This is a genomic window from Klebsiella sp. GW_Kp182 (genome assembly GCF_040062275.1).
Taxonomy (GTDB): Bacteria; Pseudomonadota; Gammaproteobacteria; order Enterobacterales; family Enterobacteriaceae; genus Klebsiella; species Klebsiella michiganensis.
The window spans coordinates 15006-35852 of record NZ_JBEAFQ010000011.1; the positions used below are offsets into that span (position 1 = coordinate 15006).

A 20847-nucleotide genomic window follows, 5' to 3' on the forward strand; every position below is an offset into this window, starting at 1 on the left:
GGTTATCGAGGATGTCCCAGTCGAAGTTCGCGCTGCCGCGCAATGGTTTTACGTTTAAGCAGTTTTTTGTCGCCCACGATCGCTGTGCGATGAAAGTGGGTACCGACGGCATTTTACTCGGCGCATGGGCCCCCATCGCTCAGGTTAAGCGCGTGCTGGATATCGGCGCGGGCAGCGGTCTGTTAGCGCTGATGCTCGCGCAGCGAACCGGCGAGACGGTGATTGTGGATGCCGTGGAGCTGGATGAAGAGGCGGCAGAACAGGCGCGAGAAAACGCCGCGGATTCTCCCTGGGCCGATCGCCTGCAGATTCATCAGGCGGATATTCAGCAATGGCAGCCGCAGCAAACCCGCCGCTATGAGCTGATTGTCAGCAATCCGCCTTTTTTCGCTGAAGGCGTACCTTGCGCCACCTCGCAGCGCGAGCAGGCTCGCTATACCTCCTCCCTCGATCACGCAACATTATTAACCTGCGCCGCCGAGCTTATTACGGAGGAGGGGTTTTTCTGTGTCGTGCTTCCGGTCGACATTGGTAACGCCTTTGTGCAGCGGGCGCAGAATATGGGCTGGCATCTGCGTCTGCGTACCGACGTGGCGGAAACGGAAGTGCGCCCGCCGCATCGGGTTCTGTTGGCTTTTTCGCCGACGGCGGGGGAGGAGTGCTTTAGCGACAGATTGATCATCCGTGGGCCAGAGCAGCAGTATTCCGAAGGATTTACCGCTCTGACCCAGGACTTTTATCTTTTTATGTGAGCCAACGGCGAGAGCACCGACGGCCCGCTCTCCGGCAACTGGTCAGGATAGTCCAGCGTGTAGTGAAGCCCGCGGCTCTCTTTACGCAGCATGGCGCAGCGCACAATCAGCTCGGCAACCTGCACCAGGTTCCGCAGCTCCAGTAAATTATTGGAGACGCGGAAGCGGGCGTAGTATTCGTCCAGCTCCTGCTGCAGCATAGTAATGCGGCGCAGGGCGCGCTCAAGACGGCGGGTGGTGCGCACGATGCCGACATAATCCCACATCAGCAAGCGCAGCTCATGCCAGTTGTGCTGAATCACGACCAGTTCATCAGGTATTTCAACCTGGCTTTCGTCCCATGATGGCAGTTCATTGACTGCCTGCGCGAACGGCAGACGCTTAACGATATCTTCGGCGGCGGACCACCCGTAGACGAGGCACTCAAGCAACGAGTTTGATGCCATCCGGTTAGCGCCGTGTAATCCGGTATAGCTTACTTCACCGATGGCATACAGCCCGTCGACGTCGGTGCGCCCGTGATCGTCAACCATGACGCCGCCGCAGGTGTAGTGTGCGGCAGGAACCACGGGCACCGCTTCTTTTGTCAGATCGATGCCCAGCCCCAGCAGCTTCTCGTAGATCATCGGGAAGTGGTGGCGAATAAATTCTGCCGGTTTATGGCTGATATCCAGATACATGCAGTCAGCGCCAAGGCGCTTCATCTCATGATCGATGGCTCTGGCGACGATATCGCGCGGAGCCAGCTCGCCGCGCTCGTCAAAGTCCGGCATAAACCGCGTGCCATCAGGGCGTTTCAACAGCGCGCCCTCGCCGCGCAGCGCTTCCGTCAGCAGGAAGTTGCGCGCTTGCGGATGGTACAGCGCGGTTGGGTGGAACTGATTAAATTCGAGGTTGGCGACCCGGCAGCCGGCACGCCAGGCCATCGCGATACCATCGCCGGAAGAGACGTCAGGATTCGTCGTATATTGATAAACTTTAGCCGCGCCGCCGGTAGCCAGCACCACGGCCTTTGCGCTACAGGTTTCAACCGCTTCTTTATTACGATTCCAGATCCACGCGCCCACCACCCGGCGCGTGCCGGGCAGGCCGATTTTATCGGAGATAATAAGGTCAACGGCGTTACTGCGTTCCAGTATGCGGATATTAGGGTGGGCCAGCGCCTGGCTCACCAGGGTAGTCTCAACGGCTTTACCGGTCGCATCGGCGGCGTGGAGAATTCTGCGGTGGCTGTGACCTCCCTCGCGGGTCAGATGGTAGCTCTCTTCGCCGTTCGCCTGAACCTGAGTATCAAACAGCACGCCCTGATCGATTAGCCACTGAACGCAGGGTTTAGCGTTGCTCGCCACGAATGAGACCGCATGGCGATCGCAAAGACCCGCTCCGGCTATCAACGTATCCTCGATGTGCGATTCAACGCTATCGGTTTCATCAAATACGGCGGCAATACCGCCCTGAGCGTAGAAAGTAGAACCTTCACTGATAGGGCCTTTGCTGAGAACCGTGACCGCGCAGCGTTCCGCCAGGCGTAAGGCAAGGGATAATCCGGCAGCGCCGCTGCCAATAATCAGCACATCACAGGAGGAATCGGAAGTTGTTTTCATGGCCTTTGTTTAATTTACTAAACACAATAAGCGAACAATAGCACCAGCCAGCGAGAAGTCGTACATTTTTTTTACTCAGCGTTGCGAGGACTAAACATAGCGGCGTAATGAGGCGGGCTGTAAATGGAAAAAAGGTTTTGCGAAGCGGCTCGTGAGCTTCAGATTTTATAGTGAAATAAAAGCCGGGTTACGTTACCCTTCTGGCGGGTCTTGCGCTTTTTCTTATTATCTTACATATCGTTTAGCAACCGGGACATATAATGAGAGATAACAATCCGTCAGCCGGTGCCGGACGAAAAACAAAGGCGTAACGGAACTTTATTGTTTTCAGACACTCCAACCCTCTGCTTGCTCACTTGATGCAGTAATTGGGTGGTGTTTTTGAATACGCATGGGAATTGGGTTTGGGGAGACATTACCTCGGATGAGCGAGCAGTTAACGGATCAGGTCCTCGTTGAACGGGTCCAGAAAGGAGATCAGAAAGCATTTAACCTGCTGGTGGTGCGCTATCAGCATAAGGTTGCAAGTCTGGTCTCCCGCTACGTGCCGCCGGGCGATATCGCTGACGTTGTTCAGGAATCGTTCGTTAAAGCATGGCGTGCGCTGGATTCTTTCCGGGGGGATAGCGCTTTTTACACCTGGTTATATCGCATCGCCGTAAACACGGCGAAGAATTATCTGGTTGCTCAGGGACGCCGTCCGCCATCCAGCGATGTTGATGCGAATGATGCTGAAAACTTCGAAAGTGGCGGGGCATTGAAAGAAATTTCGAACCCTGAGAACTTAATGTTGTCAGAAGAGCTGAGACAAATAGTTTTTCGTACCATTGAATCGCTTCCGGAAGATTTACGCATGGCAATTACCTTGCGGGAGCTGGATGGCATGAGCTATGAAGAAATAGCCGCCATCATGGATTGTCCGGTGGGCACCGTGCGTTCGCGCATCTTCCGGGCGCGAGAAGCTATTGATAATAAAGTTCAACCGCTAATCAGGCGTTGACGATAGCGGAATACTGGAAAAGGGTATCAGGCATGCAGAAAGAAAAACTTTCGGCCTTAATGGATGGTGAAACGCTGGATAACGAACTGCTCAACGAGCTGGAGCGTTCATCTGAAATGCAAAAAACCTGGGAGAGCTACCATCTCATCCGCGATACGCTGCGAGGCGATACGAGTGAGGTGCTCCATTTTGATATCTCAGCTCGCGTCATGGCCGCCATTGAAAACGAGCCCGTTCGTCAGACGGTTCCTCTAATTCCTGAATCTCAGCCCGCACCGCACCAGTGGCGTCAGATGCCTTTCTGGCAAAAAGTACGCCCGTGGGCCAGCTCGCTTACCCAGATGGGCGTTGCCGCGTGCGTATCCCTTGCTGTGATTGTCGGCGTTCAGCAGTATAATGGCCAGTCTGATTCATCCCAGCAGCCAGAGGCGCCGGTGTTTAACACCATGCCGATGATGGGTAAGGCCAGCCCGGTCAGCCTGGGCGTGCCGGCGGATGCTTCGGCAGGTAGCGGTCAGCAGGCTCAGGTGCAGGAACAGCGCCGCAGAATTAATGCTATGCTGCAGGACTATGAATTGCAGCGTCGCCTGCATGCGGAACAGCTTCAGTTTGGCCAGGCCCAGACTCAGCAAGCCGCTGTTCAGGTGCCGGGCTATCAAACTTTAGGAACACAATCGCAGTAATGAAGCAACTTTGGTGTGCCATGTCGCTCATGGCAGGCAGCCTGTTCTTCTCCGTCAACGCCTCGGCTGATACATCGTCCGGGGCGTTGTTGCAGCAGATGAACCTGGCCAGCCAGTCCCTTAATTACGAGCTCTCTTTCGTCAGCATCAACAAGCAGGGTGTTGAGTCGCTGCGTTATCGACACGCTAAACTAAACAATCGCACCCTGGCACAGCTGCTCCAGCTTGACGGGCCGCGTCGGGAAGTGGTGCTGCGCGGAACGGAAATCAGCTATTTTGAGCCCGGACTCGATCCTTTCACCCTGAACGGCGACTATATCGTTGATTCGCTGCCTTCATTGGTCTACTCCGACTTTAAACGTCTGTCATCCTATTACGACTTCATTTCCGTGGGGCGGACGCGTATTGCCGATCGTTTATGCGATGTTGTGCGCGTCGTGGCTCGCGATGGCACCCGCTATAGCTATATCGCATGGTTAGATGCTGAAACTAAGCTGCCTCTGCGCGTTGATCTGCTTGATCGCGACGGCGAAACGCTTGAGCAGTTCCGCGTCGTCTCGTTCAACGTTGGCGATAACGTTAGCGCCAGTATGGAAACCCTGTCTAAGGCTAACCTGCCTCCGCAGCTGTCGGTGCCGGAAGGGGGCAATAAGGCCAACTTTAACTGGGCGCCAACCTGGTTGCCGCAGGGCGTGGCCGAAGTCTCCAGCAGCCAGCGTCGTCTGCCCACTTTCGATGGCCCGGTAGAGTCCCGTTTGTATTCCGACGGGCTGTTTAGTTTCTCTGTCAATATCAATCGCGCCACGGCAAATAGCAGCGATCAGCTGCTGCGTACCGGCCGTCGTACCGTGGCGACTACCGTGCGTGATAACGCAGAGATAACCATCGTTGGCGAGCTGCCGCCGCAAACGGCGAAGCGTATTTCCGATAGTATTAAATTCAGGGCAGTACAATGATTAAAGAGTGGGCGACGGTCGTTTCCTGGCAAAATGGCGTTGCGCTGGTGCACTGCGATGTGAAAGCCTCCTGCAGCAGCTGTGCTTCTCGCGCCGGTTGCGGAAGCCGGGTGCTGAATAAGCTTGGGCCGCAAACCAGCCATACCCTTAGCGTCCCCTGCGAACAGCCGCTGTCGGCCGGGCAAAAAGTCGAACTGGGCATTGCCGAAAGCAGCCTGCTCGGGTCGGCGGTATTGGTTTATATGGCGCCGTTAGTCGGTTTGTTCTTGATGGCATCGATATTCCAGGTGCTGTTTGCCAACGACTTTGCCTCGCTTTGCGGGGCAATTTTGGGCGGCGTTGGCGGGTTTCTGGTCGCTCGCGGTCTTTCGCCTGGCTTAGCCTCCCGGCAGTCGTGGCAGCCGGTTATTATCAGCGTCGGTTTACCGCCAGATTTAGTCCGCATCGAGACGCCTTCCTCCCAGCTGGGTCAGTGATTTCACTGGCCCTTATCTTTATTTACAACTCCCGCAAGAACTCATCGTTTACTCCGGTTATGCTAGCGGTAAGAGCATTTCCTGGTTTCGTGGATGTAGTGTAGAATGCGGCGTTTTCGGATTAAAAAACGTCAGGCACAGAACAGCGGCCTCATGATTCGCGTAAGGCATAATTAACTCTAAATATGAAGAATATACGTAACTTTTCCATCATCGCTCACATCGACCACGGTAAGTCGACATTGTCTGACCGTATTATCCAGATTTGCGGTGGCCTTTCCGATCGTGAAATGGCAGCCCAGGTTCTGGACTCCATGGATCTTGAACGTGAGCGCGGTATCACTATCAAGGCGCAGAGCGTCACCCTGGATTACAAAGCAACTGATGGCGAAACCTATCAGCTGAACTTTATCGACACCCCCGGCCACGTCGACTTCTCTTATGAAGTTTCTCGTTCGCTTGCCGCCTGTGAAGGCGCTTTGCTGGTGGTTGATGCCGGCCAGGGCGTCGAAGCCCAGACGCTGGCTAACTGCTATACGGCGATGGAAATGGACCTTGAAGTCGTACCGGTCCTGAACAAAATTGACCTGCCCGCAGCCGATCCGGAACGCGTAGCGGAAGAGATTGAAGACATCGTTGGTATTGATGCCACCGATGCGGTGCGCTGTTCAGCGAAGACCGGCGTTGGCGTACCGGACGTGCTGGAGCGCCTGGTGCGCGATATTCCGCCGCCGGAAGGCGATCCGGAAGCGCCGCTGCAGGCTCTGATTATCGACTCCTGGTTTGATAACTACCTCGGCGTCGTTTCTCTGGTGCGTATCAAAAACGGCACCATGCGCAAAGGCGATAAAATTAAGGTGATGAGTACCGGGCAGGTGTATAACGCCGATCGCCTGGGCATCTTCACGCCGAAGCAGGTGGACCGTACCGAGCTGAAATGCGGCGAGGTAGGCTGGCTGGTTTGCGCCATTAAAGACATCCTCGGCGCGCCGGTCGGCGATACGCTGACGCTTGCGCGCAACCCGGCAGATAAAGCACTGCCCGGCTTTAAAAAGGTGAAACCGCAGGTCTATGCCGGCCTGTTCCCGGTCAGCTCCGATGATTATGAAAACTTCCGCGACGCGCTGGGCAAACTGAGCCTCAACGATGCTTCTCTGTTCTATGAACCGGAAAGCTCTACGGCGCTGGGCTTCGGTTTCCGCTGCGGCTTCCTGGGTCTTCTGCATATGGAGATCATCCAGGAGCGCCTGGAGCGTGAATACGATCTGGATCTGATCACCACGGCGCCGACGGTAGTCTATGAAGTCGAAACCACCTCGAAAGAGGTTATCTACGTCGACAGCCCGTCGAAGCTGCCGCCGCTGAACAATATTCAGGAGCTGCGCGAGCCGATCGCGGAGTGTCATATGCTGCTGCCGCAGGAGTTTTTGGGCAACGTCATCACCCTGTGTATCGAAAAGCGCGGCGTACAGACCAACATGGTCTACCACGGCAATCAGGTTGCGCTGACCTATGAAATCCCGATGGCGGAAGTGGTGCTCGACTTCTTCGACCGACTGAAGTCTACCTCCCGCGGCTATGCGTCGCTGGACTACAACTTCAAGCGCTTCCAGGCTTCCAACATGGTGCGTGTGGATGTGTTGATTAACGGCGAGCGTGTGGATGCGCTGGCGCTGATCACGCATAACGACAATGCGCCGTACCGCGGCCGCGAACTGGTAGAGAAGATGAAAGAGCTGATCCCGCGTCAGCAGTTCGATATCGCTATCCAGGCTGCCATCGGCAACCACATCATTGCCCGCTCTACCGTAAAACAGCTGCGTAAAAACGTCCTGGCGAAATGCTATGGCGGCGACGTCAGCCGTAAGAAAAAGCTGCTGCAGAAGCAGAAAGACGGTAAGAAACGCATGAAGCAGGTCGGTAACGTTGAGCTTCCGCAGGAAGCGTTCCTCGCCATTCTGCACGTTGGTAAAGACGGCAAATAACCCTAAGGAGTTGGCATGGCGAACATGTTTGCCCTGATCCTGGTCATCGCTACTGTGGTGACGGGTCTGTTGTGGTGCCTGGATAAGTTTATCTTTGCGCCAAAACGTCGCGAAAGTCAGGCCGCTGCGCAGGCGGCGGCCGGCGACCAGTTGGACAAGAAAACGCTGAAAAAGGTCGGCCCGAAACCGGGCTGGCTGGAAACCGGCGCGTCAATCTTTCCGGTACTGGCGATTGTGCTGGTGGTTCGCTCATTCATTTATGAGCCCTTCCAGATCCCCTCCGGCTCGATGATGCCGACGCTGCTGATCGGCGATTTTATTCTGGTTGAGAAGTTTGCCTACGGCATTAAAGATCCGATTTACCAGAAGACGCTGATCGAAACCGGACATCCGAAGCGCGGCGATATTGTCGTCTTTAAATATCCGCAAGATCCGCGCCTGGATTATATCAAGCGTGCGGTCGGTTTACCGGGTGATAAAGTGACTTACGATCCGATTGCCAAGCAGGTCACTATCCAGCCGGGCTGTAGTTCTGGCCAGGCCTGCGGCAACGCGCTGCCGGTCACTTACTCCAACGTTGAGCCGAGTGATTTCGTACAGACCTTCTCCCGCAGCAACGGCGGCGAAGCGACCAGCGGTTTCTGGCAACTGCCGAAAGGCGAGACGAAAGCCGATGGCATCCGTCTGACCGAACGTAAAGAGACGCTGGGCGAAGTGACGCACCGTATATTGACCGTACCGATTGCTCAGGACCAGGTGGGGATGTATTACCATCAGTCCGGTCTGCCGCTGGCGACCTGGATTGTCCCGCCGGGGCAGTATTTTATGATGGGTGACAACCGCGATAACAGCGCCGATAGCCGTTATTGGGGCTTTGTGCCGGAAGCGAATCTGGTGGGTAAAGCAACCGCAATCTGGATGAGTTTCGAAAAACAGGAAGGCGAATGGCCTACCGGCGTACGTTTATCGCGTATCGGTGGTATCCAGTAAATTTTTCCTGCTTTATTCACGCTGCCGACGCAATAACGGCAGCGTGAATTATTTAAAATTTAAATCTATTCAAACTAACGACATCCCTTGTCGTTGCGTATAGAATATCCCCCCGAAGTTTTAGGTTGTCTCTCGTAAGATTGACACAGCACACGAAACCGCGTTGGTTTTTACTCAGGTCGGTTTCGTGTGCTGCATTTTTGACGCATTCATCTATTGGTAACGCATGAACCCCATCGTAATTAATCGGCTTCAACGGAAGCTGGGCTACACTTTTCATCATCAGGAGCTGTTGCAACAGGCATTAACTCACCGCAGTGCCAGCAGCAAACATAATGAGCGCCTGGAATTTTTAGGCGACTCAATATTGAGCTTTGTGATCGCGAACGCGCTCTATCATCGTTTCCCTCGGGTAGACGAAGGCGATATGAGCCGCATGCGCGCGACCCTGGTACGAGGCAACACGCTGGCAGAAATTGCCCGCGAGTTCGAATTAGGTGAATGTCTGCGTCTTGGGCCGGGTGAACTGAAAAGCGGGGGCTTTCGCCGTGAATCTATACTGGCGGACACCGTTGAAGCGTTAATCGGCGGGATTTTCCTCGACAGCGATATTCAGAACGTTGAGCGCCTTATTCTCTCCTGGTACCAGAGTCGTCTGGATGAAATCAGCCCGGGCGACAAGCAAAAAGATCCGAAGACGCGCTTGCAGGAGTATCTGCAGGGGCGCCATCTGCCGCTGCCGTCTTACCTGGTGGTACAGGTTCGCGGTGAAGCGCACGATCAGGAATTTACTATCCACTGCCAGGTTAGCGGCCTGAGTGAACCGGTGGTTGGCACGGGTTCTAGCCGTCGCAAGGCGGAGCAGGCTGCCGCCGAACAGGCGCTGAAAAAGCTGGAGCTGGAATGAGCGAAGAAAAGAACTACTGCGGATTTATTGCCATCGTTGGTCGTCCAAACGTGGGCAAATCCACATTGCTGAACAAGCTGCTCGGGCAGAAGATCTCGATCACTTCCCGAAAAGCGCAGACGACGCGTCACCGCATCGTTGGTATTCATACTGAAGGTCCGTATCAGGCGATCTACGTCGATACCCCGGGCCTGCATATGGAAGAAAAACGCGCGATTAACCGTCTGATGAACAAAGCGGCAAGCAGCTCCATTGGCGACGTTGAGCTGGCTATTTTCGTCGTTGAAGGTACCCGCTGGACGCCGGACGACGAGATGGTGCTCAACAAGCTGCGCGATGGTAAAGCGCCGGTGATTCTGGCGGTCAACAAAGTCGATAACGTACAGGAAAAAGCCGATCTTCTGCCGCACCTGCAGTTCCTTGGCAGCCAGATGAACTTCCTTGATATCGTGCCGATTTCCGCGGAAACGGGGCTGAACGTTGATACCATCGCCGGTATCGTGCGTAAGCATCTGCCGGAAGCGATTCATCACTTCCCGGAAGATTACATCACCGACCGCTCTCAGCGCTTTATGGCTTCCGAGATCATTCGTGAAAAGCTGATGCGTTTCCTCGGCGCTGAACTGCCGTATTCCGTTACAGTGGAAATCGAACGTTTTGTAACCAACGAGCGCGGCGGCTACGATATCAACGGTCTGATTCTGGTTGAGCGTGAAGGGCAGAAGAAGATGGTGATTGGCAACAAAGGGGCCAAAATCAAAACCATCGGTATCGAAGCGCGTAAAGACATGCAGGATATGTTTGAAGCGCCGGTTCACCTCGAGCTGTGGGTGAAAGTGAAGTCCGGCTGGGCTGATGACGAACGCGCGCTGCGCAGTCTCGGTTACGGCGACGATCTCTAAGTTTGGATACTCTATGGCTTTCGAGGTGCAGGACAAAACACAACGTGTTTTGAACAGCGCTTGCGCTGGCTGCGAAGGCGCGAGGCCAGAGGCTGAGTCACGCGGCAAGACCGCGAGTCCCCGGGAGCTTACTTCAGTAAGTGACTGGGGGGATTGGGCGCAGCCAACGCACCTGCGGCTTGAAAGACGACGAGTATGATGGAAGGCTGGCAACGCGCTTTCGTACTGCATAGCCGTCCCTGGAGCGAAACCAGCCTGATGCTGGACGTCTTCACGGAAGAATCCGGCCGCGTGCGCCTTGTGGCTAAAGGCGCACGTTCCAAACGTTCGAACCTCAAAGGCGCGCTTCAGCCTTTTACTCCCTTACTGCTTCGCTTTGGCGGGCGCGGCGAAGTCAAAACGCTGCGCAGCGCGGAAGCCGTCTCGCTGGCGCTCCCTCTCAGCGGCATCACGCTCTACAGCGGCCTTTACGTCAACGAACTTCTCTCTCGCGTGCTTGAGCATGAAACGCGCTTTTCCGAACTCTTCTTCGATTATTTGCACTGTATCCAGTCTCTGGCTGGCGCAAGCGGCTCGCCGGAACCGGCGCTACGGCGTTTTGAACTGGCGCTGCTGGGGCATCTGGGATATGGCGTGGATTTCCTGCACTGCGCCGGCAGCGGAGAAGCGGTTGACGACGCAATGACCTATCGCTACCGTGAAGAAAAAGGCTTTATCGCCAGCGTGGTTATTGATAACAACACCTTTACCGGGCACCATCTTAAGGCGCTGGCGAGCCGTGAATTTCCGGACAGCGATGCGCTGCGCGCGGCAAAGCGTTTCACCCGTATCGCCCTGAAGCCCTATCTGGGCGGGAAGCCGCTAAAAAGTCGCGAGCTTTTTCGTCAGTTTTTGCCCGCGCGGGCAGCGCGAGCCGATAAAACAAATAACGATTAACGAGGATTGTCATGGCTGAATTACTGTTGGGGGTCAATATTGACCACATTGCGACATTACGCAACGCTCGCGGTACCGCTTATCCGGATCCGGTACAGGCGGCCTTTATCGCCGAGCAGGCCGGCGCTGACGGTATTACCGTCCATCTGCGCGAAGATCGTCGCCATATTACCGATCGCGATGTCCGTATTTTGCGCCAGACGCTGGATACCCGCATGAACCTTGAGATGGCGGTGACGGAAGAGATGCTGAAGATTGCCTGTGAGACTCAGCCCCATTTTTGCTGCCTGGTGCCGGAAAAACGTCAGGAAGTGACCACCGAAGGTGGACTGGACGTGGCGGGCCAGCTCGACAAAATGCGCGACGCCTGTAAACGCCTTGCCGATGCCGGTATCCTGGTTTCGCTGTTTATTGACGCGGACAACGCGCAAATTAAGGCGGCAGCGGACGTTGGCGCGCCTTATATCGAAATTCACACCGGATGCTACGCTGATGCGCAAACTGACGCTGAGCAGGCAAAAGAGCTGGAGCGTATTGCCAAAGCGGCGACCTATGCCGCCAGCCTGGGGCTGAAGGTTAATGCCGGTCACGGTTTGACCTACCATAACGTGAAGGCCATTGCCGCGCTGCCGGAAATGCACGAGCTGAACATCGGCCACGCGATTATTGGCCGTGCGGTGATGAGCGGCCTGAAAGAGGCGGTGGCGGAAATGAAGCGCTTGATGCAGGAAGCGCGCGCCTGATGGCCATTCTCGGACTGGGTACTGATATTGTAGAAATTGCCCGTATTGAAGCGGTAATTGCCCGCAGCGGCGATCGTCTGGCGCGTCGCGTCCTGAGCGATAGCGAGTGGGCGATATGGGAACAGCATCAGCAGCCGGTCCGTTTTCTGGCCAAGCGTTTTGCCGTTAAAGAAGCGGCGGCCAAGGCGCTTGGTACCGGCATCCGCAATGGGCTGGCGTTTAATCAGTTTGAGGTTTACAACGACGAGCTGGGTAAGCCAAAGCTGCGATTGTGGGGCGAAGCGAAGAGTCTGGCCGAGCGCATGGGCGTAAGCAGCATTCACGTGACGCTGGCCGACGAGCGTCACTATGCCTGCGCCACGGTGATTATCGAAAGCTAGAGTGTTACAGGCCGGAGAGGTCGGTTAACGCCGCCATCCGGCAATATCACAGTTTGTCCGCGTGGTGCAGCAGGACAAACTTATCCCACAGCTGCTCTTCATTTTCGTTATGGGCCGGATCTTTCAGAATGGTATTTGGGATCGGGCACACCTTCTGGCAGGTCGGCGTATCATAGTGGCCAACGCATTCGGTGCAGCGATCGCTGTTAATTTCATAAATGCTATCACCCATGGATATCGCCTCATTCGGGCACTCCGGCTCGCACATATCGCAGTTGATGCATTTTTTGGTGATTAACAGCGCCATCAGGAAATTCTCAGAAACAACACAAACAGGGCGGGCATTATACGCCCATTTTTCGCCCGGGCCAGCTCTTTTCAACCGCGGTGCGACCATCCGCAGCGGAGAAATTTTGCCCGGCCTGAGCCAATAAGAGAGTGTGTGCTTTTGACAGCGGGCAGGGCACTCGGGGTTACACCAGCTTTTTCACCAGCGCTTCGCTATGGCGAATCCGCTCCGGAGCGTGCTCAAGATCCTGCTGCACCAGCCCCATAAACAGAAGATCGGTCAACATCATTTGCGCGCTGGTGGAGGAGATCGCGGCGCTACGCGTGGCCTGCTCTTCCGCAATGGTGTACAGGCACAGCGTCGCCTGCTGCTGAAGCGCGTTGGGGTTAAAGCCGGTGATCGCCAGGATCTGGCTTCCTACCCGCAGCGCTTCACCGGCCGCCATATTGATCTCGCGTCGTTCACCGGAATAGGAGATGGCCAGCAGCAGATCGTCCGGAGACATCGCCTGTACCGTCGCCAGCAGGGCGTGCATATCCTGTTCTGATACCGCGTTAATGCCGATTTTCATCAGCTTCCAGCTAAAGTTTCTCGCCACCAGGCCCGACGCGCCGATGCCGGTAATGATGACCCGACGGGCGTGGCGCAACAGCGTGACGGCTTCCAGCAGCTTCTCTTCGGTGTTGACGTCCAGCGAGGCGTGCATGGCCGCGACGTTATCCTTAATCAGCTTTTCGCCAACCAGGCGCAGGGGATCGTCGCCGCGAATCTGGTTATGCACCGGTACGGATTGCGGAGTCGGCGCGCTTGCCAGGGCTTCGCTCAACGCCAGCTTTAACGCCGGGAAGCCTTTGAACCCCATCTTCTGCGCAAATTTCACTACGCTTGACTGGCTGACGCCGGCTTCGCCCGCCAGCTGCTGCGAGCTGAGGTGGCGGGTTTGATCCGGTTGAGCCAGAATGAAATCGGCCAGTTTTTTATCGCTTGCGGCCAACGTCGGATAGCGCTGGCGAATACGGGTCAAACAGTTCATAGCGGCTCCGGAGGACAGCTTCACCCTCGGCTGAAAGAATTTTGTATTCGATTATAAGAGGATTATCGCGAATTAAAAATTCTGTGCCTAAGATTTCTCGGCAAAGACGTTTTCTTAATACGGATTCAACAGCAGCGTATGTTTTCGCTATTGGCGACGTAAGGCTGTTAAGCTATTGGTTATCATGCGATCGTTCAGGGGAGTGGGTTTTGAATAGCAGCACGCGGAGAGTGGTTTTCTTTGATCTGGATGGAACCTTGCATCAGCAGGATATGTTCGGCAGCTTTTTGCGCTATGCCCTGCGCCATCAGCCGCTGAACGCGCTGCTGCTGCTTCCTTTATTGCCGGTTATCGCGGCCGGACTGATGTTATACGGTCGCGCCGCGCGCTGGCCGATGAGCCTGCTGCTCTGGGCATCAACCTTCGGACGCAGCGAGCAGCAGCTTAAACGCCTGGAGGCCAATTTTGTTCGCTGGTTTCGCCAGCACGTCACGGCATTCCCGGTTGTTCAGGCGCGGCTTAAACATTATCTGACCAGCACGGACGCTGACGTCTGGCTGATCACCGGTTCGCCGCAGTCGCTGGTTGAACAGGTCTATTTTGATACCGCCTGGCTGCCGCGGGTGAATCTGATCGCCAGCCGAATGGAGCGACGCTACGGCGGCTGGGGGTTAACCCTGCGCTGTCTCGGTAATGAAAAAGTGACGCAGCTGGAACAAAAGATCGGCGCACCGCTGCGCTTGTATAGCGGCTACAGCGACAGCGAGCAGGACAACCCGCTGCTCTCTTTTTGCCAGCACCGCTGGCGGGTGACGCCGCAGGGCGATCTTCAGCAGTTAGAATAGTGTGTAATACATAGCGCCCATGTATAATGCGCCCCGCTTTTCTGCAGGAGTGCCCGCTTTGTCTGACCATGAATTAAATGATGAATACTGGATGCGTCACGCCCTGACGCTGGCCAAACGCGCCTGGGAAGAGGGCGAGGTGCCGGTCGGCGCCGTGCTGGTGCATAATCATCAGGTCATCGGCGAGGGCTGGAACCGGCCCATCGGCCGCCACGATCCCACCGCGCACGCCGAGATTATGGCGCTGCGTCAGGGCGGGCTGGTGTTGCAAAACTATCGCCTGATTGACGCAACGCTGTACGTTACTCTCGAGCCCTGCGTGATGTGCGCCGGCGCAATGGTGCATAGCCGTATTTCCCGGCTGGTGTTTGGCGCCAGGGATGCGAAAACCGGCGCCGCAGGGTCGCTGATTGATGTGCTGCATCATCCGGGCATGAACCATCGGGTAGAAATAGCGGAAGGTGTTATGGCGGAGGCCTGTTCCGGCATGCTGAGCGATTTCTTCCGCTGGCGGCGGGAAGAGAAAAAAGCGCTAAAGCGAGCTGGCCAACAGGCGCAAGATTAATGCCCCATTCCGGGGATTTTTAATTTTGCGTTATCGACCAGCGTTTCGGCGCGAAAGTTAAAAAAGGACCTGGTGTACTGCTCTTCTTTATCCAGCTCATCCGGCATGACCGCCGGATAGTGTTCGCCTAAGGCCGCCATCTGCGCGTCTTTTTTCTCTTTTTCAGAGAGATAGCCCACGAGGCTGATATGATATTTGCGGATATTTTCGACGTAAGCGTAGGCTTCGTGCCCGCGTGCAAATCCGTACTTCAGTCGGCTGTAGTAGTTTTTCTGGCTTAGCAGCGGCAGACGCTGCTTCACATCCGCCCAGCTATTCGGGTTGCCTTTCTGCTTTTTGGTCAGCGCCATCGCGTCAAGCATGTGCGCGTAGCCCATATTATAAGCCGCCAGCGCAAACCAGATGCGCTCGTCCTGTGGGACCGACTCCGGCACTTTATTCATCATGTCCTGTAAATAACGCATGCCGCCGTCGAGGCTTTGCTCGGCGTCGGTACGATCGGTCAGGCCCAGGCTTTGCGCCGTATTGCGGGTCAGCATCATTATCCCGCGAACGCCCGTCGGAGAGGTGGCCTGCGGATCCCAGTGCGATTCCTGCCATGAGATAGCCGCCAGCAGCCGCCAGTCTATCTGTCGGGCGTATTTTTCAAACATCGGCTGCAGGTCAGGGAGGACGCTCTCCACGGCGCGCAGGAAGGTGCGGGTGTCAACGTAGTCAAAATCGTTGCCGTGGCCGAGGTATTTCTCCTCCAGCCTCGCCAGGGTGCCATCTTCGTTAATGTTATTGAAGAAATCGAGCATTGCCGCCGGCAGGGAATTATCCTCACCTTTTTCGCTAAACCAGGTGACCGGCTGTTCGTCGCTGATATCGAGGGCGACGGCCAGCTCCGGGTGGACGCGCTGGAACAGACTGACGGCGACCGAATCAGCGACGGTATAGTCGAGTTTGCCATCGATAACCGCCTGCATCAGCGCCGTCGTGCCGCGCTTATCGTCCACGTGCCACTCAAGGTCGGGATATTTTTGCTTTTTCAATGCCTGGAGATCGTTAATCGCCACGTGCCCGGGAGCGATGGCCAGCTGCGCGGCGGTGATGTTTGCCAGGGTGCGCGGACGCAGGTTGCCTTTGCGATACACCAGCTGTTGCGAAACGGAATAGTAGGTCGGCCCGACCTGATAGTTTTTCACCCGCTCGGAGTTGTAGACCAGCCCGGCTGCCAGCATGTCGGCTTTGCCTTCATCGAGGTCGTCGAATAGCTGGCTGATATTCTGCCTGACGGTGACTTTGAGCTCGACGCCGAGGTAGTCGGCAAACTGCTGCGCCAGCTCATAATCAAAACCGTAGGTCTTGTCATTGATGGTCGCGAAGGTCATCGGCGAATTAATGGTGCTGATTCGCAGTTCTCCGCGCGCCATGATCCCCGCCACGCGGTTTTCTGGTTTTCCCATCCACGGGAGAGACGGCCACAGGGCAGCCGCCAGCAGGAGGGTCACAATGCCGATGAGCAGATAATTAATCTTTAGTTTTTTCAGATAGTTAATCTTCTGCAGCTTCGCGTTCCTCAGCAGATTATGACCAGAAAAAGTAAAAGGTTGTCCTAGAATGAGCGGCATTTTGCTTAAGAATGCGCCAGTTGGCAACTTATTCGCGAGATGAGTCACATTAATTGATAAACCCCGGCAATCATTTTATTTCTACGCAAACGGTTTCGTCGGGGCGCAGGATTCACTATAATGGCGCCCGTTTCCCCCCTGGCTCACCATGAAAGCTTCGAAGACGAGAGACTTATGATGGAAATTTTGCGTGGTTCACCTGCACTGTCGGCATTCCGTATCAATAAACTGCTGGCACGTTTCCAGGCGGCCAACCTTCCGGTCAGCACCCTTTATGCCGAGTACGTTCATTTTGCCGACCTCAGCGCCCCGCTCAGCGGCGACGATCGCGAGAGCCTGGCAAGATTGCTCAAGTATGGCCCGAACTTAAGCAGCCATACCCCGACCGGCAAGCTACTGCTCGTTACCCCCCGTCCCGGCACCATCTCTCCCTGGTCTTCTAAAGCTACCGACATCGCCCATAACTGCGGCCTGTCACAGGTTTTGCGCCTGGAGCGCGGCGTGGCGTATTACGTCGAAGCGAGCAGCCTGAATGACGAACAGTGGTCGCAGGTGGCGGCCGAACTGCATGACCGCATGATGGAAAGCGTCTTTGGCGCGCTGGAAGAGGGTGAAAAACTCTTCGCCCACCATCAGCCAACCCCGGTCACCAGCGTTGATCTGCTGGGCCTGGGCCGTCAGGCGCTGATTGACGCCAACCTCCGTCTGGGGCTGGCGCTGGCGGATGATGAAATCGACTATCTGCAGGATGCTTTCCAGAAGCTGGGTCGCAACCCGAACGATATCGAACTCTATATGTTCGCGCAGGCTAACTCCGAGCACTGCCGACACAAGATTTTTAACGCCGACTGGGTCATTGATGGCGAAAAGCAGCCGAAGTCGCTGTTCAAAATGATCAAAAACACCTTCGAGAAAACCCCGGACTACGTGCTGTCTGCTTATAAAGACAACGCCGCGGTAATGGAAGGTTCAGCCGTGGGGCGCTACTTCGCCGACCACGAAACCGGCCGCTACGACTTCCACCAGGAAGACGCGCATATTCTGATGAAGGTCGAAACCCATAACCACCCGACGGCGATCTCTCCGTGGCCGGGCGCGGCGACCGGTTCCGGCGGCGAAATTCGCGATGAAGGCGCCACCGGGCGCGGCGCGAAGCCGAAAGCGGGTCTGGTGGGCTTCTCGGTTTCCAACCTGCGTATTCCGGGGTTTGAGCAGCCGTGGGAAGAGGATTTCGGTAAGCCGGAGCGTATCGTCACCGCGCTGGATATCATGACCGAAGGCCCGCTGGGCGGCGCGGCGTTTAACAACGAATTTGGTCGTCCGGCGCTCAACGGTTACTTCCGTACCTATGAAGAGAAAGTGAGCAGCCACAACGGCGAAGAGCTGCGCGGCTATCACAAGCCCATTATGCTGGCGGGCGGTATCGGCAACATTCGCGGCGAACACGTGCAGAAGGGCGAGATCGTCGTCGGCGCGAAGCTGATTGTTCTCGGCGGTCCGGCGATGAACATCGGTCTTGGCGGCGGCGCGGCCTCTTCAATGGCTTCCGGCCAGTCCGATGCCGATCTCGATTTCGCCTCCGTACAGCGCGACAACCCGGAAATGGAACGTCGTTGCCAGGAAGTTATCGACCGCTGCTGGCAGCTGGGCGACGCTAACCCGATTCTGTTTATCCACGACGTCGGCGCCGGCGGTCTGTCGAACGCGATGCCTGAACTGGTCAGCGACGGCGGACGCGGCGGTAAATTCCAGCTGCGCGATATCCTCAGCGATGAGCCGGGCATGAGCCCGCTGGAGATCTGGTGTAACGAATCGCAGGAACGTTATGTGCTGGCGGTCGCGCCGGAGCAGCTGCCGCTGTTTGATGAGCTGTGCCGCCGCGAACGCGCGCCGTACGCGGTGATTGGCGAAGCGACCGAAGCGCTGCATCTGAGCCTCGACGATACCCACTTTGACGATCGCCCGATCGACCTGCCGCTTGACGTGCTGCTGGGCAAAACGCCGAAAATGACCCGCGACGTGCAGACGCTCAAAGCCCAGGGCCAGAGTCTGGAACGCCAGGGAATCACTATTGCCGACGCGGTGAATCGCGTGCTGCACCTGCCGACCGTGGCGGAGAAAACCTTCCTCGTCACCATCGGCGACCGTACCGTCACCGGTATGGTGGCGCGCGATCAGATGGTGGGTCCGTGGCAGATCCCGGTGGCTAACTGCGCGGTGACCACCGCCAGTCTCGACAGCTACTATGGCGAAGCCATGTCTATTGGCGAGCGCGCGCCGGTGGCGCTGCTGGACTTTGCCGCTTCCGCCCGTCTGGCGGTCGGCGAGGCGCTGACCAACATCGCGGCGACGCAGATTGGCGCGCTCAATCGCGTGAAGCTGTCGGCAAACTGGATGGCCGCAGCCGGTCACCCGGGCGAAGACGCCGGTTTATATGAAGCGGTAAAAGCGGTTGGCGAAGAGCTCTGTCCGGCCCTGGGACTGACCATTCCGGTGGGTAAAGACTCCATGTCGATGAAAACCCGCTGGCAGGAAGGCGCTGAACAGCGCGAGATGACCTCTCCGCTGTCGCTGGTGATTTCCGCCTTTGCCCGCGTGGAAGACGTACGCCGTACCGTCACCCCACAGCTCGTGACTGAAGACAACGCCCTGCTGCTGATTGATTTAGGCAAGGGGAACAATGCGCTGGGCGCGACCGCGCTGGCGCAGGTTTATCGTCAGCTTGGCGATGTGACCGCCGACGTGCGCGATGTCGCGCAGCTGAAAGGCTTCTGGGACGCAATGCAGGCGCTGGTGGCCGAAGGTAAGCTGCTGGCGTGGCACGACCGGTCTGACGGTGGCCTGCTGGTCACGCTGGCCGAGATGGCCTTTACCGGCCACTGCGGCGTCAAGGTTGATATCGCCGCGCTCGGCGAGGATCGTCTGGCCGCGCTGTTTAACGAGGAGCTTGGCGGGGTGATTCAGGTTCGTGCCGCCGACCGCCAGGCGGTGGAAGCGCTGCTGGCCGCTCATGGTCTGGCGGATTGCGTTCACTATCTTGGCCAGGCCACGACGGGCGATCGCTTTATCATCGAGGCCGACGGTCACCCGGTATTCAGCGAAAGCCGCACAACGCTGCGCATGTGGTGGGCAGAAACCACCTGGCAAATGCAGCGTCTGCGCGATAACCCGGAGTGCGCCGACCAGGAGCACGAGGCGAAAGCCAACGATGCCGATCCGGGCCTTAACGTGAAGCTCTCCTTCGATATCAATGAGGATATCGCTGCGCCTTATATTGCCACCGGCGCGCGTCCGAAGGTTGCGGTGCTGCGCGAGCAGGGCGTGAACTCCCATGTCGAAATGGCCGCGGCGTTCCATCGCGCGGGCTTTGATGCCATCGATGTGCACATGAGCGACCTGCTGGCGGGGCGTACCGGTCTTGCTGACTTCCAGGCGCTGGTGGCCTGCGGCGGCTTCTCCTACGGTGACGTTTTAGGCGCGGGTGAGGGCTGGGCGAAATCGATCCTGTTCAATGAGCGAGTTCGCGACGAATTTGCCACCTTCTTCCATCGTCCGCAAACCCTGGCGCTGGGCGTGTGCAACGGCTGCCAGATGATGTCTAACCTGCGCGAGCTGATCCCGGGCAGCGAGCTGTGGCCGCGCTTTGTGCGTAACCAGTCGGACCGCTTTGAAGCGCGCTTCAGCCTGGTTGAAGTGACCCAGAGCCCGTCGCTGCTGCTGCAGGGGATGGTGGGGTCAATGATGCCGATTGCCGTATCTCACGGTGAAGGACAGGTGGAAGTCCGCGATGGCGCGCATCTGGCGCAGCTGGAAAGCAAAGGCCTGGTGGCGCTGCGCTTCGTCGACAACGTCGGCAAGGTGACGGAAAACTATCCGGCTAACCCGAACGGTTCGCCGAACGGTATCACCGCGGTGACCAGCGAAAGCGGGCGCGCGACCATCATGATGCCGCACCCGGAACGCGTGTTCCGCACCGTGTCGAACTCCTGGCATCCGGAAAACTGGGGCGAAGACAGCCCGTGGATGCGTATTTTCCGCAACGCGCGTAAACAGCTGGGCTAAAACCGCTCACAAATCGCATTAAGCCTCCTGCCCGCGCAGGGGGCTTTTTTATTGGTGAGGCGTATCGACAGCAGGTGTCGGGGATCGCCGACAAACGCGCTATAGCGGTGTCGTCAAAAGGTGACA

General features: G+C 56.7%; 19 protein-coding genes. 15 read left to right on the forward strand and 4 right to left on the reverse strand.

What is annotated here, in order from left to right:
• Nucleotides 1–11 precede the first annotated feature (11 nt).
• On the forward strand, nt 12–752 hold the full coding sequence (locus tag ABLU88_RS12615; protein WP_014230403.1) for a tRNA1(Val) (adenine(37)-N6)-methyltransferase: 741 nt from the start codon (nt 12–14) through the stop codon (nt 750–752).
• Here ABLU88_RS12615 and nadB read toward each other — a convergent pair.
• Nucleotides 737–2356, reverse strand: coding sequence for an L-aspartate oxidase (nadB, locus tag ABLU88_RS12620; RefSeq protein ID WP_004853280.1), 1620 nt, complete (start codon nt 2354–2356; stop codon nt 737–739). The genes ABLU88_RS12615 and nadB overlap by 16 nt on opposite strands.
• Before the next feature lie 424 nt (nt 2357–2780).
• Between nadB and rpoE the strand changes: the two genes are divergently transcribed.
• From rpoE to acpS, 11 genes are all read left to right on the forward strand, one after another.
• A complete protein-coding gene (rpoE, locus tag ABLU88_RS12625; protein ID WP_004104583.1) occupies nt 2781–3356 on the forward strand; it encodes an RNA polymerase sigma factor RpoE in 576 nt (191 codons plus the stop codon).
• A gap of 32 nt (nt 3357–3388) precedes the next feature.
• A complete protein-coding gene (gene rseA, locus ABLU88_RS12630; RefSeq protein ID WP_004853279.1) occupies nt 3389–4039 on the forward strand; it encodes an anti-sigma-E factor RseA in 651 nt (216 codons plus the stop codon).
• Entirely contained in the window at nt 4039–4995 is a 957-nt protein-coding gene (gene rseB, locus ABLU88_RS12635; protein ID WP_004853278.1) for a sigma-E factor regulatory protein RseB, read from the forward strand. The genes rseA and rseB overlap by 1 nt, the downstream gene beginning before the upstream one ends.
• The gene (rseC, locus tag ABLU88_RS12640) at nt 4992–5471 is read left to right on the forward strand and encodes a SoxR-reducing system protein RseC (protein ID WP_025106579.1); all 480 of its coding nucleotides are present in this window, start codon (nt 4992–4994) and stop codon (nt 5469–5471) included. Before rseB ends, rseC begins: the two co-directional genes overlap by 4 nt.
• A 185-nt stretch (nt 5472–5656) precedes the next feature.
• Nucleotides 5657–7456: a translation elongation factor 4 gene (gene lepA, locus ABLU88_RS12645; protein ID WP_004853275.1), complete on the forward strand. Its 1800-nt coding sequence runs from the start codon at nt 5657–5659 to the stop codon at nt 7454–7456.
• 15 nt (nt 7457–7471) lie between these two features.
• Entirely contained in the window at nt 7472–8446 is a 975-nt protein-coding gene (lepB, locus tag ABLU88_RS12650) for a signal peptidase I (RefSeq protein WP_143440394.1), read from the forward strand.
• 226 nt (nt 8447–8672) lie between these two features.
• Nucleotides 8673–9353, forward strand: a complete 681-nt coding sequence (rnc, locus tag ABLU88_RS12655) for a ribonuclease III (protein WP_004104573.1) — start codon at nt 8673–8675, stop codon at nt 9351–9353.
• Nucleotides 9350–10255 (forward strand): GTPase Era, encoded by a 906-nt coding sequence (gene era, locus ABLU88_RS12660; protein ID WP_348836662.1) that lies wholly within the window; start codon nt 9350–9352, stop codon nt 10253–10255. The genes rnc and era overlap by 4 nt, the downstream gene beginning before the upstream one ends.
• 198 nt (nt 10256–10453) lie before the next feature.
• On the forward strand, nt 10454–11191 hold the full coding sequence (gene recO / locus ABLU88_RS12665) for a DNA repair protein RecO (protein ID WP_004853269.1): 738 nt from the start codon (nt 10454–10456) through the stop codon (nt 11189–11191).
• 11 nt (nt 11192–11202) lie between these two features.
• Nucleotides 11203–11934, forward strand: a complete 732-nt coding sequence (gene pdxJ / locus ABLU88_RS12670; protein WP_014230400.1) for a pyridoxine 5'-phosphate synthase — start codon at nt 11203–11205, stop codon at nt 11932–11934.
• On the forward strand, nt 11934–12314 hold the full coding sequence (gene acpS / locus ABLU88_RS12675; RefSeq protein ID WP_014230399.1) for a holo-ACP synthase: 381 nt from the start codon (nt 11934–11936) through the stop codon (nt 12312–12314). Before pdxJ ends, acpS begins: the two co-directional genes overlap by 1 nt.
• Before the next feature lie 46 nt (nt 12315–12360).
• Here the strand turns inward: acpS and ABLU88_RS12680 are convergent, their stop codons facing one another.
• On the reverse strand, nt 12361–12621 hold the full coding sequence (locus ABLU88_RS12680; protein ID WP_004114478.1) for a YfhL family 4Fe-4S dicluster ferredoxin: 261 nt from the start codon (nt 12619–12621) through the stop codon (nt 12361–12363).
• Nucleotides 12622–12787: 166 nt separating this feature from the next.
• Complete coding sequence (locus tag ABLU88_RS12685) at nt 12788–13636, reverse strand: MurR/RpiR family transcriptional regulator (RefSeq protein WP_014230398.1); 849 nt, start codon at nt 13634–13636, stop codon at nt 12788–12790.
• A gap of 209 nt (nt 13637–13845) precedes the next feature.
• Here ABLU88_RS12685 and yfhb point away from each other — a divergent pair, with 209 nt between their 5' ends.
• Together yfhb and tadA are read left to right on the forward strand one after the other, a co-directional pair.
• On the forward strand, nt 13846–14481 hold the full coding sequence (gene yfhb / locus ABLU88_RS12690) for a phosphatidylglycerophosphatase C (RefSeq protein ID WP_004853258.1): 636 nt from the start codon (nt 13846–13848) through the stop codon (nt 14479–14481).
• A 58-nt stretch (nt 14482–14539) separates the two neighbouring features.
• Nucleotides 14540–15046, forward strand: coding sequence for a tRNA adenosine(34) deaminase TadA (tadA, locus tag ABLU88_RS12695; protein WP_014230397.1), 507 nt, complete (start codon nt 14540–14542; stop codon nt 15044–15046).
• Here tadA and mltF read toward each other — a convergent pair.
• Entirely contained in the window at nt 15043–16659 is a 1617-nt protein-coding gene (gene mltF, locus ABLU88_RS12700) for a membrane-bound lytic murein transglycosylase MltF (RefSeq protein ID WP_032720549.1), read from the reverse strand. The two genes, tadA and mltF, sit on opposite strands and share 4 nt — an antisense overlap.
• 174 nt (nt 16660–16833) lie before the next feature.
• Between mltF and purL the strand changes: the two genes are divergently transcribed.
• Nucleotides 16834–20721: a phosphoribosylformylglycinamidine synthase gene (purL, locus tag ABLU88_RS12705; protein ID WP_064404355.1), complete on the forward strand. Its 3888-nt coding sequence runs from the start codon at nt 16834–16836 to the stop codon at nt 20719–20721.
• Nucleotides 20722–20847: the final 126 nt, after the last annotated feature.

Excerpts from the sequence above, each read along its gene's own strand:
- ABLU88_RS12615 (WP_014230403.1), top strand. The coding sequence starts at position 12 with ATGTCCCAGTCGAAGTTCGCGCTGCCGCGCAATGGTTTTACGTTTAAG.
- nadB (WP_004853280.1), bottom strand. The coding sequence starts at position 2,356 with ATGAAAACAACTTCCGATTCCTCCTGTGATGTGCTGATTATTGGCAGC.
- rpoE (WP_004104583.1), top strand. The coding sequence starts at position 2,781 with ATGAGCGAGCAGTTAACGGATCAGGTCCTCGTTGAACGGGTCCAGAAA.
- rseA (WP_004853279.1), top strand. The coding sequence starts at position 3,389 with ATGCAGAAAGAAAAACTTTCGGCCTTAATGGATGGTGAAACGCTGGAT.
- rseB (WP_004853278.1), top strand. The coding sequence starts at position 4,039 with ATGAAGCAACTTTGGTGTGCCATGTCGCTCATGGCAGGCAGCCTGTTC.
- rseC (WP_025106579.1), top strand. The coding sequence starts at position 4,992 with ATGATTAAAGAGTGGGCGACGGTCGTTTCCTGGCAAAATGGCGTTGCG.
- lepA (WP_004853275.1), top strand. The coding sequence starts at position 5,657 with ATGAAGAATATACGTAACTTTTCCATCATCGCTCACATCGACCACGGT.
- lepB (WP_143440394.1), top strand. The coding sequence starts at position 7,472 with ATGGCGAACATGTTTGCCCTGATCCTGGTCATCGCTACTGTGGTGACG.
- rnc (WP_004104573.1), top strand. The coding sequence starts at position 8,673 with ATGAACCCCATCGTAATTAATCGGCTTCAACGGAAGCTGGGCTACACT.
- era (WP_348836662.1), top strand. The coding sequence starts at position 9,350 with ATGAGCGAAGAAAAGAACTACTGCGGATTTATTGCCATCGTTGGTCGT.
- recO (WP_004853269.1), top strand. The coding sequence starts at position 10,454 with ATGGAAGGCTGGCAACGCGCTTTCGTACTGCATAGCCGTCCCTGGAGC.
- pdxJ (WP_014230400.1), top strand. The coding sequence starts at position 11,203 with ATGGCTGAATTACTGTTGGGGGTCAATATTGACCACATTGCGACATTA.
- acpS (WP_014230399.1), top strand. The coding sequence starts at position 11,934 with ATGGCCATTCTCGGACTGGGTACTGATATTGTAGAAATTGCCCGTATT.
- ABLU88_RS12680 (WP_004114478.1), bottom strand. The coding sequence starts at position 12,621 with ATGGCGCTGTTAATCACCAAAAAATGCATCAACTGCGATATGTGCGAG.
- ABLU88_RS12685 (WP_014230398.1), bottom strand. The coding sequence starts at position 13,636 with ATGAACTGTTTGACCCGTATTCGCCAGCGCTATCCGACGTTGGCCGCA.
- mltF (WP_032720549.1), bottom strand. The coding sequence starts at position 16,659 with ATGCCGCTCATTCTAGGACAACCTTTTACTTTTTCTGGTCATAATCTG.
- purL (WP_064404355.1), top strand. The coding sequence starts at position 16,834 with ATGATGGAAATTTTGCGTGGTTCACCTGCACTGTCGGCATTCCGTATC.